This is a genomic window from Mesorhizobium loti CJ3sym, from assembly GCF_000472785.1.
GTDB lineage: Bacteria > Pseudomonadota > Alphaproteobacteria > Rhizobiales > Rhizobiaceae > Mesorhizobium > Mesorhizobium loti_E.
Map to the genome: position 1 here is coordinate 98,528 of NZ_AXAL01000021.1, position 11,851 is coordinate 110,378.

General features: G+C 63.2%; 9 protein-coding genes. 8 read left to right on the forward strand and 1 reads right to left on the reverse strand.

Annotated elements, in window-relative coordinates:
- Positions 1-46 precede the first annotated feature (46 nt).
- The gene (locus tag A3A9_RS0126175; protein WP_027061290.1) at positions 47-1,657 is read right to left on the reverse strand and encodes a phosphoenolpyruvate carboxykinase; all 1,611 of its coding nucleotides are present in this window, start codon (positions 1,655-1,657) and stop codon (positions 47-49) included.
- Between the two features lie 343 nt (positions 1,658-2,000).
- On the opposite strand from A3A9_RS0126175, the gene A3A9_RS0126180 reads away from it, so the two are divergent.
- From A3A9_RS0126180 to tsaE, 8 genes are all read left to right on the forward strand, one after another.
- Positions 2,001-2,702 carry a response regulator transcription factor gene (locus A3A9_RS0126180; RefSeq protein ID WP_013528337.1) on the forward strand — a complete coding sequence of 234 codons (702 nt, stop codon included), beginning with the start codon at positions 2,001-2,003 and terminating at the stop codon, positions 2,700-2,702.
- Positions 2,703-2,786: 84 nt separating this feature from the next.
- A complete protein-coding gene (locus A3A9_RS0126185; RefSeq protein WP_027061291.1) occupies positions 2,787-4,571 on the forward strand; it encodes a sensor histidine kinase in 1,785 nt (594 codons plus the stop codon).
- Between the two features lie 87 nt (positions 4,572-4,658).
- Positions 4,659-5,120, forward strand: coding sequence for an HPr kinase/phosphorylase (locus A3A9_RS0126190; RefSeq protein WP_027061292.1), 462 nt, complete (start codon positions 4,659-4,661; stop codon positions 5,118-5,120).
- Between the two features lie 164 nt (positions 5,121-5,284).
- Positions 5,285-5,686, forward strand: coding sequence for a PTS sugar transporter subunit IIA (locus A3A9_RS0126195; RefSeq protein WP_027032585.1), 402 nt, complete (start codon positions 5,285-5,287; stop codon positions 5,684-5,686).
- Positions 5,683-5,994, forward strand: a complete 312-nt coding sequence (locus A3A9_RS0126200; protein WP_027061293.1) for an HPr family phosphocarrier protein — start codon at positions 5,683-5,685, stop codon at positions 5,992-5,994. The genes A3A9_RS0126195 and A3A9_RS0126200 overlap by 4 nt, the downstream gene beginning before the upstream one ends.
- Before the next feature lie 181 nt (positions 5,995-6,175).
- On the forward strand, positions 6,176-7,576 hold the full coding sequence (gene ahcY / locus A3A9_RS0126205) for an adenosylhomocysteinase (protein WP_027061294.1): 1,401 nt from the start codon (positions 6,176-6,178) through the stop codon (positions 7,574-7,576).
- Positions 7,577-7,774: 198 nt separating this feature from the next.
- Entirely contained in the window at positions 7,775-10,330 is a 2,556-nt protein-coding gene (locus A3A9_RS0126210) for a sensor histidine kinase (protein ID WP_027061295.1), read from the forward strand.
- Between the two features lie 8 nt (positions 10,331-10,338).
- The gene (tsaE, locus tag A3A9_RS0126215; RefSeq protein ID WP_027061296.1) at positions 10,339-11,850 is read left to right on the forward strand and encodes a tRNA (adenosine(37)-N6)-threonylcarbamoyltransferase complex ATPase subunit type 1 TsaE; all 1,512 of its coding nucleotides are present in this window, start codon (positions 10,339-10,341) and stop codon (positions 11,848-11,850) included.
- Position 11,851: the final 1 nt, after the last annotated feature.

The following is an 11,851-nucleotide window of genomic DNA, read 5'->3' on the forward strand; positions in this document are numbered from 1 at the left end:
GGCCTTCACTGGTACCGAGCAGCAATGATGCCAGACGAGCTGGCGACTACTCCGCCGCTTCCTGCATACGGGGCGCCGCACCCATTACGGTTGCATCGACATGCGGCTCGAACTTCTCGAAATTAACGGCGAACATGCCGACCAGCCTTGCCGCCTGGCGGTCATAGGCTGCCTTGTCGACCCAGGTCGAGCGCGGGTCGAGAATGGCGCTGTCGACGCCAGGCACGGCCACCGGCACTTCGAAGCCGAAGTTGGCGTCGCGGCGGAAGGCGCCCGTCTTCAGCGAGCCGTCGAGGGCTGCGGCAAGCAAGGCGCGTGTCGCCTTGATCGGCATGCGTTTGCCGGTGCCGTAGGTGCCGCCGGTCCAGCCGGTGTTGACCAGCCAGCAATCGGCGCCATGCAGTGCGATGATCTCGCGCAACAGATTGCCGTATTCCGAGGGGTGGCGCGGCATGAATGGGGCGCCGAAGCAGGTCGAGAACGTCGCCTCGGGCTCGGTGACGCCCTTTTCGGTGCCGGCAACCTTGGCCGTGTAACCCGACAGGAAATGATACATCGCCTGCGCCGGGGTCAGCCGTGCAATCGGCGGCATCACGCCGAAGGCATCGGCGGTCAGCATGATGATGTTCCTGGGATGACTGGCGCGCCCGGTCTTCGAGGCGTTGGGGATGAAGTCGAGCGGGTAGGCGCAGCGCGTGTTTTCGGTGAGGCGGCCGTCGTTGAAATCCGGCACGCCGTCGGCGTCGAGCACGACATTTTCCAGCACCGTGCCGAAGCGCTGCGTGGTGGCGAAGATCTCCGGCTCGGCTTCGGCCGACAGCTTGATCGTCTTGGCGTAGCAACCGCCCTCGAAATTGAAGATGCCGTGCGGGCCCCAGCCATGCTCGTCATCGCCGATCAGCGTGCGCGACGGGTCGGCCGACAGCGTGGTCTTGCCCGTTCCCGAAAGGCCGAAGAAGATGGCGGCGTCACCTGCCGGCCCCTCATTGGCCGAGCAATGCATCGGCATCACGCCCTTTTCCGGCAGGAGATAGTTGAGCATGGTGAACACCGACTTCTTCATCTCGCCGGCGTAGGAGGTTCCGCCGATCAGCACGATCTTGCGGGTGAGATCGACGGCGATCACCGTCTCGGTGCGGCTGCCGTGGCGGGCCGGATCGGCGCGGAAGGACGGCAGGTCGATGATCGTCATCTCAGCCACGAACTGCTCGAGTTCAGCGTTGTCGGGACGGATGAGCAGGTTGCGGATGAACAGCGAATGCCAGGCAAATTCGGTGATTACGCGCGTGGGTAGCTTCAGATCGGCGTCGGCGCCGCCGACCAGGTCCTGCACGTAGAGATCCTTGTCCGCGGCGTGGGTAAGGAAATCGGCGAACAGCGTCTCGAACTGGGCCGGCGAAATCGCCTTGTTGTTGTCCCACCAGACATGTGGCTCGGTGGCACCGTCGCGGACGACGAACTTGTCCTTGGGCGAGCGGCCGGTGTGCTGGCCGGTCTCGGCCACCAGCGCGCCATGCGCGGTCAGTCGGGCTTCGCCACGCCGGATCGCCTCCTCGTAAAGGGCAGCCGCGCCGAAATTGTAGCGCACCACACCGGTGGTTTTCAGGCCGATACGATCGATCGGGCAAGCAGGATTGCGTTTGCCGACTTCCGACATTGGTGTCCCTTCTTCGATTTTCCGCATCTTTGCCGGCGCGTTTCCGGCACGCCCACTACGCAGGCTAACTTGGTCAGAACCAGAAAAGCCAAATGATATCAAATCATTAATCGATTTAAATATTTTGAAAGTTGTTTAAATCGTTTATATATGCGAAAAGTTTCACGGTTGCCCAAAGGATTGGCGATGTTCGTTCGTCCAATCCATGTCGAGGTTGAATTGTGGCCGGCGGCACCCCGCGCGTGACAGCGGACAAGGCCTATGCCACATTTTGTACCTAATTTGTCCTGCAAAAGCCCCTTCTCTACGAAAGAAGGGACAGCTCATGAGGGAGCCGCTTGAAATGGCAACAATCGCGCTTGTCGATGACGACCGCAACATTCTGACGTCTGTGTCGATAGCCCTGGAATCCGAGGGGTATCGCGTCGAGACCTACACGGATGGGGCGTCCGCGCTGGAAGGCCTGGCGGCACGTCCGCCGAATCTTGCCATTCTCGACATCAAGATGCCGCGCATGGACGGCATGGAGCTTTTGCGCCGGATGCGCCAGAAGTCCGACCTGCCGGTGATCTTCCTGACCTCCAAGGACGACGAGATCGATGAATTGTTCGGCCTCAAGATGGGCGCCGACGATTTCATCCGCAAACCGTTCTCGCAGCGCCTGCTGGTCGAGCGGGTGCGTGCGGTGCTGCGCCGGGCCAGTGCCCGCGAGGCAGCCGCCAAGACACCCAGCCAACAGGCCCGCTCGCTCGAACGCGGTCAGCTTGTCATGGACCAGGAGCGCCACACCTGCACCTGGAAGGGCGAACCGGTGACGCTAACCGTCACCGAATTCCTGATCCTGCATTCGCTGGCGCAACGTCCCGGTGTCGTAAAAAGCCGTGATGCGCTGATGGATTCGGCTTATGATGAGCAGGTCTATGTCGATGATCGCACGATCGACAGCCACATCAAGCGACTGCGCAAGAAGTTCAAGGCTGTCGACGATGACTTCGAGATGATCGAAACTCTTTACGGAGTCGGATATCGGTTCCGCGAAGCGTAATTTGATGTATGTCGAGCAAAAGCGGCCCCGAGCCAGGAGCTGCGATATGCGTCAAACCGAAGACTAAGCAGGGACTGCTATTCGATGGCAGTGGAAGCACAGCGAAGCAGGCCGACGGGCGCCGCCAGGCGGCCGTCGCGCATCATGCCGTCCTTCGTGTCGAAGTTCACGGTGCCGATGCGCCGCTTCCTCGGCCACCACATCTTTTCCAGCTTGACGCGCCGCATCCTCTTCCTCAACCTCGCTGGACTGGCCGTCCTGGTCACCGGCATCCTCTATCTCAACACCTTCCGCGACGGGCTGATCGACGCCCGCGTCGAAAGCCTGATGACGCAGGGCGAGATCATCGCCGGCGCGATCGCGGCCTCGGCGACGGTGGAGACCGATTCGATCAGCATCGATCCGGAAAAACTGCTTGAGCTGCAGGCCGGCGAAAGCCTCGGACCAGGCTCGGACCAGCTCGACAATCTGGATTTTCCGATCAACCCCGAACGTGTCGCGCCGGTGCTGCGGCGGCTGATCTCGCCGACGCGCACGCGCGCCCGCATCTATGACCGCGACGCCAATCTGCTGCTCGATTCGCGCCACCTCTATTCGCGCGGCCAGATCCTGCGCTACGACCTGCCGCCGGTCGACGAGGAAGAGCCCGACCTTGTCGAGCGCGTGCAGAAGTTCATCTTCGACTTCTTCCGCAACACCGACCTGCCGGTCTATCACGAGCAGCCAGGCGGCAATGGTGCTGCCTTCCCGGAAGTGGTCAAGGCGCTGACCGGCAGCCCGTCGACCATCGTGCGCGTCTCGGAACAGGGCGAGCAGATCGTTTCGGTGGCGGTGCCAATCCAGCGCTTCCGCGCCGTCCTCGGCGTTTTGATGCTGTCGACGGAAGGCGGCGACATCGACAAGATCGTTGCCGCCGAGCGCAAGGCGATCCTGCGCGTCTTCGGCATCGCGGCCCTCGTCACCGCCATCCTGTCGATGCTGCTCGCCTCTACCATCGCCAACCCGCTGCGCCGGCTCTCCGCTGCGGCGGTGCGGGTCAGGCGCGGCGTCAAGAGCCGCGAGGAGATCCCCGACTTTTCCGACCGCCAGGACGAGATCGGCAATCTCTCGGTCGCGGTGCGCGACATGACCAACGCGCTCTACGCCCGTATCGAGGCTATCGAAAGCTTCGCCGCCGATGTTTCCCATGAGTTGAAGAACCCGCTGACATCGTTGCGCAGTGCGGTGGAAACCCTGCCGCTGGCCAAGAACGACAATTCGCGCAGCCGGTTGATGGAGATCATCCAGCACGACGTCAAACGGCTGGACCGCCTCATCACCGACATTTCCGACGCCTCCCGGCTCGACGCCGAGCTCGCGCGGGAGGATGCAGGCACGGTCGACCTGAAGAAATTCATCACCGATCTTGTCGCCGTGTCGCGTGAGGCGACGCGCAACAAGAAGGCGGTCGAGATCGAACTCAAGGTCGCCAAGCTGCCGCAAGGCGTCAAAGGCTATATCGTCGTCGGCCATGATCTGCGCATCGGCCAGGTTGTTACCAATTTGATAGAGAACGCCCGCTCCTTCGTTCCTGAGGACCACGGCCACATCAGCCTGTCGCTGGCGCGGGCCGGCAAGTTCAACATCCTGACCATCGACGACAATGGTCCCGGCATCCGCGCCGACAGCATCGACCGCATCTTCGAACGCTTTTATACCGACCGGCCGGCCGGCGAGGCGTTCGGTCAGAATTCGGGCCTTGGCCTGTCGATCTCCAGGCAGATCGTCGAGGCCCATGGCGGCACGCTGACCGCCGAAAATATCCCCGGCACCAAGCCCGGCGAGATCAAGGGCGCGCGCTTTGTCGTGACACTGCCGGCCGAAGCATGATCCCGCAAAGTGGAAACCGGTTTGCGGATAGGATCATGCTTTATCCAAAGGGCATGAGGCCGGCTTCGCGATACACGATCCCCAGAGATGACCGGCCCGATCGTGCAGCCTGAAAACATTCATGCAACGGCGATCCTCATCGGCGAGCGCGGCATTCTCATCAGCGGGGCGTCCGGTTCAGGCAAGACGACGCTGGCGCTGACGCTCATCGACCATGGACGCCAGCGCGGATTGTTTTCGCGGCTGGTCAGCGACGATCAGCTTTTCGTCGAGGCGCATGCCGGGCGCCTGGTGTGCCGCGCTCCCGCTACGATAGAAGGTCTCGCCGAAGTGCCGGGGCTCGGGCCACGGAAGCTGCCGTTCGAACCGGCCTGCGTCATCGACCTGCATGTGCGCCTGCTGCCGGCCGGTGAAATCGCACGCTTCCAGGAGGACGCCAGCGACGACATCGCCGGCTGCGCGGTGCCGAGGATCGATCTGGCCGAGCGCAATGTCCAAGCTGCCTTGCCGGCCATGATGGCACGGCTGTCGATCCCGCCTTTTCTATGATCCGCCCCAGATTTTTTGCTGCAATGCGTCAAAATGGCATGGGCCGGCGCAATTTTGGGCTTGTCAACGGGCCGCGCGTCGACAAGATAGCGCTCCCGCCGCCTGGAATGGTTGGCGAGCATAAAATACGCCTGTGAAGCGGCGATGACGGGAGCCACCAAAGAATGATCGGACTCGTGCTTGTAACGCACGGTCAACTGGCCACCGAGTTCCGACATGCCGTCGAACATGTCGTCGGGCCACAAGACAATTTCGAAACCGTGGCGATCGGTGCCGATGACGATATGGAGCAGCGGCGCCGCGACATCGTCGACGCCGTGGCCCGTGTCGATACGGGGACTGGTGTCATCGTGCTGACCGACATGTTCGGCGGCACGCCATCGAACCTCGCCATCTCGGTGATGGAGTCCGGCCGCACCGAGGTGATCGCCGGCATGAACCTGCCGATGCTGATCAAGCTGTCCTCGATCCGCAAGGGCGACAACATGGCCGCCGCTCTCGACGAGGCGCAGGCCGCCGGCCGCAAGTACATCAACGTCGCCAGCCAGCTTCTGAGCAGCAAATGAACGCGCTATCCCCGGAAAAAGACCAGATCGCCAAAGATCCGATCACCCGGGAATTTCCGATCGTCAACCAGCGCGGCCTGCACGCGCGCGCCTCGGCCAAATTCGTCCAGCTCGCCAGCGGCTTCAACGCTGAGGTCCATGTCGAGAAGGACGGCGTCAAGGTCGGCGGCACGTCGATCATGGGCCTTATGATGCTTGCCGCCAGCCCGGGCTACTCGATCCGCGTCACCGCCAGCGGGCCGGAGGCGCTCGAGGTCATGGACGCGCTGGAGCAGCTTGTCGCCTCCCGCTTCGGCGAGGAATGCTGATCTCCGACGTGCCCCCAGCATGCCTGAGAGACATGCAGGGATAAAGATTTCTTTATATCCCATTGTCGTCTCGACACCGATCTGCTAGTCAGGCCGGCAATTCGCGCCCTTCGACGCGCCGACCAGCGCGGGCGTATCCGCAACCAATTCGCACGTACAACAATTCGCACGGAGCACTGCCATGACGGGTAGCAAGGACTATGTGGTCGCCGACATCTCGCTTGCCGGCTGGGGCCGCAAGGAACTCGATATCGCCGAAACCGAAATGCCGGGCCTGATGGCCTGCCGCGAGGAATTCGGCGCCAAGAAGCCGCTCAAGGGCGCGCGCATCACCGGCTCGCTGCACATGACCATCCAGACAGCGGTGCTGATCGAGACGCTGAAGGAGCTTGGCGCCGACATCCGCTGGGCTTCCTGCAACATCTTCTCGACCCAGGACCATGCCGCCGCGGCGATCGCCGAGACCGGCATTCCGGTCTTTGCCGTCAAGGGCGAGAGCCTTGAACAGTACTGGGACTACACCGACCGGATCTTCCAGTGGACCGATGGCGGTCTCTCCAACATGATCCTCGATGATGGCGGCGATGCCACCATGTACATCCTGATCGGCGCCCGCGCCGAAGCCGGCGAGGACGTGCTGTCCAACCCGCAGAGCGAGGAAGAGGAATACTTCTACGCCCAGGTCAAGAAGCGCCTGAAGGCTTCGCCCGGCTTCTTCACCAAGCAGAAGGCAGCGATCCGCGGCGTCACCGAAGAGACGACCACCGGCGTCAACCGGCTCTACCAGCTGCAGAAGAAGGGCCTGCTGCCCTTCCCGGCCATCAACGTCAACGACTCGGTCACCAAGTCGAAATTCGACAACAAGTATGGCTGCAAGGAATCACTGGTCGACGGCATCCGTCGCGGCACCGACACGATGATGGCCGGCAAGGTCGCGGTCGTCTGCGGCTATGGCGACGTCGGCAAGGGCTCGTCGGCCTCGCTCAAGGGCGCCGGCGCCCGCGTCAAGGTCACCGAAGTCGACCCGATCTGCGCCCTGCAGGCGGCGATGGACGGCTTTGAAGTGGTCACGCTGGAAGACGCGGCCCCGACTGCCGACATCGTCATCACCACCACCGGCAACAAGGATGTCGTCACCCTCGACCATATGCGCTCGATGAAAGACATGGTGATCGTCGGCAATATCGGCCACTTCGACAACGAGATCCAGGTCGCCTCGCTGCGCAATCTGAAATGGACCAACGTCAAGCCGCAGGTCGACATGATCACCTTTCCGGACGGCAAGCGGATGATCCTCTTGTCGGAAGGCCGCCTGCTCAATCTCGGCAACGCCACCGGTCATCCGAGCTTCGTCATGTCGGCATCCTTCACCAACCAGGTGCTGGCCCAGATCGAGCTGTTCACCAAGGGTGAGCAGTACCAGAACCAGGTCTATGTCCTGCCCAAGCATCTCGACGAGAAGGTCGCCCGGCTGCACCTCGACAAGCTTGGCGCCCGCCTGACCGAATTGTCGGGTGAACAGGCCGCCTATATCGGCGTCACTCAGCAGGGTCCGTTCAAGCCGGAACACTACCGCTATTAACCAAAGCTAGATTTACTACCAGATATTGAAGCCGGGCGATTGACTTTTCGCCTGGCTTTATTTTTGCGCGCAATCGCCTTCACGGCGATTCGGCGAGGGTTTATTGTCAGGTGATTCGCGACGCTTCCGGCCCGAGAGGGGATCAGAGAGGCGCGTATCAGGGCGGTCTTGCATTCAGGCGGCGGAGAGGACCAAGACATGCCGGGGCAAAACCCGCACGGAGCGGGATCGGCCGTTTCCGGCGGCCATGACGATTCAGGGACCATAGGCTCAGCCATCGAGGGCGGGCGCCTTTCATGGCGTGCCCGCGCGGGCCTGTTCCTGGCCAGTTCCGCGCTGTCCTATCCGTTGGCCAGCGCCGTCGCGCATGCCGAGAACGCAGCCGTGGCGACCGCCGGCCTGTCAATCAGCACAGTCGAGGTCATGCAGCTCGCCGTGTTCGTCGGCGTGACGGGCGCGGCGCTTTTGTCTGCCATCGTTCTCATCCGTGAACGCGCCCGCACCTCGGCGGAAAATGTCGAACTGAGAAGCCGCGTCGCCGATGTCAACGCGGCGCTGCGCCGTTCGGAAGCGCTACTCAATCTGCGCGACCAGCGGGTGATCGTCTGGGCCTCGGAAAACAAGAAGCCCGAACTCATAGGTACATTGCCGGTCGAAAGCGGCGCGCCAGAGGAGCGGGCGGCTTTCCTCGCCTTCGGCCGTTGGCTTATGCCGCGCTCGGCGGCGGCGCTCGAACATGCCGTTGCGGGCTTGCGCGAAAAGGCCAGGCCCTTCGACCTCGTCATCGAATCGCAGGCCGGCGCGCCGCTCGAAGTGCATGGCCGCAAGAGCGCCGCGCATATACTGGTGCGGTTTGTCTCGCTTTCCGAGACGCAGCGCAGCCAAGCCCGGCTGAAGATCGAGAACCAACGGCTGGCCGCCGACCATGACACGATGATCGGCCTGCTCGAGGCGCTGAAGATGCCGGCATGGCTGCGCGACGAGCACGATCGCCTGAAATGGGTCAACCGAGCCTATGCCGACGCGGTCGAGGCCGAGAGCGCGGAAGCCGCCGTCAGGGACGCCAAGGAGTTCCTTGGCGGCCAGGCGCGTGAAGCAATCGCCACCCAGCACAAATCGCACCCGATCTTCGAGCAGTCGCTGTCCACTGTAATCGAAGGCGACCGCCGCGTTTTCGCGGTGACCGACTTCGCCGGCGCCGACGGTTCAGCCGGCCTTGCCTGCGACACCAGCGCCATCGAGACCATTCGCGGCGAATATGAGCGTACGGTGCGCAGCCACGCCGACACGCTCGACCAGCTCAACACCGCGGTCGCCATCTTCGACACCGACGAGAAGCTGCGCTTCTTCAACCAGGCGTTCCAGAAATTGTGGGGCCTCGACAGCGGCTTCCTGCACAGCGCGCCCGACAATGCGCTTTTGCTCGACCGGCTGCGCAGCGAAGGCAAGATAGCCGAGCAGCCTGAATGGCGCCGCTGGAAGGAAGGCTTGCTCGGCGCCTATCGCGCCGTGGAATCGCAGGAACATTGGTGGCACCTGCCCGACGGCAAGACCATCCGCGTCGTCGCCAATCCGCAGCCCAAGGGCGGCGTGACCTGGGTGTTCGAGAACCTGACCGAAAAGATGGACCTGGAAAGCCGCTATCGCACGGCGGTGCGCGTCCAGGGCGAGACGCTCGACAACCTCGCTGAAGGCGTGGCGGTGTTCGGCCCCGACGGCCGGCTGCGGCTGTCGAACCCGGCCTTTGCCACGCTGTGGGGCCTGGGTGGCGAAGCCGCCAAGCCCAATGTGCACGTCTCGACGATCCGTGATCTTAGCGACCGGCAAGCGGTCGACAGCCCCTGGCCCGGCTTTGTCGCCGCCATCACCGGGTTCGACGACGAGCGCCGCGAGCGTCACGGCCAGACCGAGCTCAACAACGGCACGGTGCTGCGTTACGCCGTGATTCCGCTGCCCAACGGGCAGGTGATGATGACCTTCGTCGACGTCACCGACAGCGTGCATGTCCAGCGCGCCCTGAAGGACAAGAACGAGGCGCTGGAGAAATCAGACCAGCTCAAGAACGACTTCGTCCAGCATGTGTCCTATGAGCTGCGCTCGCCGCTGACCAACATCATCGGCTTCACCGAACTGCTTTCGGTGCCCGCGACCGGACCGCTCACTCAAAAGCAGCGCGAGTATGTCGAGCATGTCAGCTCGTCCTCCTCGGTGCTTTTGACTATCGTCAACGACATACTGGACCTCGCGACGGTCGACGCCGGCATCATGCAGCTCGACATTTCCGAGGTGCAGGTCGACCGCACCATCGCGGCCGCCGCCGAGCTGGTTGCCGACCGGCTGCAGGAGCATTCGATCCGGCTCGAGGTCGACGCCGCTGCGGCGCCGAAGACGTTCCACGGCGACGAAACCCGCATCCGCCAGATCCTCTACAATCTGCTCAGCAACGCCGCCAATTACGCGCCGGAGGCCAGCACCATCCGGCTCGCGTGCCGCCAGCTGGCAAACGGGGTGGAATTCTCGGTTCATGATGACGGCCCTGGCATGCCGCCGGATGTGCTCGATTCGGTGTTCCGCCGCTTCGAACCGCGCACCAATGGCGGTCGCCGGCGCGGCGCCGGGCTCGGCCTGTCGATCGTCAAGAGCTTCGTCGAACTGCATGGCGGCAACGTTCGCATCGAAACCGGCAAGGACAAGGGCACGACCGTCATCTGCACCTTCCCCGACATGCCGGGCATCCGCGCCGCAGCCGAGTAGCGCGCTCGATGACGGGTTTGGTGATCGAGCGTCTGCTCGCCGATGAGACACAGACAGCGAGGCTGGGCGAGGATCTGGCGCTGGCGTTGCGCGCCGGCGACGTGCTGGCGCTCAAGGGCGATCTCGGCGCCGGCAAGTCGACGCTCGCACGCGCCCTGATCCGGACGCTGGCCGACGATGCCGGTCTCGACGTGCCGAGCCCGACCTTCACCTTGGTGCAGAGCTACGACACCCGCATTCCAGTGCATCATTTCGACCTCTACCGCCTGTCGTCGGCAAGCGAACTCGACGAGCTCGGCTTCGACGAAGCGCTGACGCAAGGCGCTGCCCTGGTCGAATGGCCCGAGCGCGCCGAAGGCTATTTGCCGAAAACGACGCTCTTGATCGAACTCGTCGAGCATGGCGAGGGCCGGCTGGCGCGGCTCTCGGGGCAAGGAGCGACCTTCGACCGCGCGGCGCGATCGCTGGCCATGCGCGGTTTTCTGGAAGACGCCGGCTGGGGCAAGGCTCAGCGGCGCCATTTCATCGGCGACGCCTCCGCCCGCTCCTATGAGATCGTGACGCTCGCTGGCCAAGAGCCGCGTGTGCTGATGAACTCGCCGCGACTGGTGCTCGGGCCGCCTGTGCGCGACGGCAAACCCTACGCCGTGATCGCTCACACCGCGCAATCGGTCTCCGCCTTCGTCGCCATCGACCATGCCCTGAAGGCCGGCGGTGTCAGTGTTCCCGAAATCCATGCCGAGGACCAGGACCAGGGTTTTTTGCTGCTCGAACATCTCGGTGCTGAAGGGTTTCTCGGTGGGGATGGCGAACCGCTGGCCGAGCGCTATGCGGCGGCGGCCGAACTGCTGGCTATGATGCATGGCCGGACCTGGCCGCAGCGTCTGCAGGCCGGACCGGGCAATTTCCATGAGGTGCCCCCCTTCGATCACGATGCGATGATGATCGAAGCCGACCTGCTGGTCGATTGGTACGTGCCGGCGATATCGGGTGGCCCGGCGAGCGGCGAATTGCGCACCGGCTACGCCAGGGAATGGAACGCGCTTTTCGACCGGTTGAAAGGCAGCGAATACACGCTGATGCTGCGCGACTTCCATTCGCCCAACATCATCTGGCGCGGCGATCGTTCCGGGCATGACCGGCTGAGCATCGTCGATTTCCAGGATGCGCTGATCGGCCCATCAGCCTATGACGTCGCTTCGCTTGCCATGGATGCCCGCGTCACCATCTCGCCCGAGATAGAGAAGCAGACGCTCGATGCCTATGTTGCGGCGCGCCATGCTGCAGGGGCTTTTGACGAAGCAGGTTTCCTGGAAGCGTATGCAATCATGGCGGCGCAGCGCAATTCCAAGATTCTTGGCATTTTCGTGCGGCTCGAAAAGCGCGACGGCAAACCCTATTATCTCAGACACCTGCCGCGCATCCGCGACTATCTGCGCCGGGCGCTGTCCCACCCGGCGCTCGCCAGCCTGCGGGATTTCTACGACGCGCACGGGCTGCTTGAGGAACGAACGCTGTGAC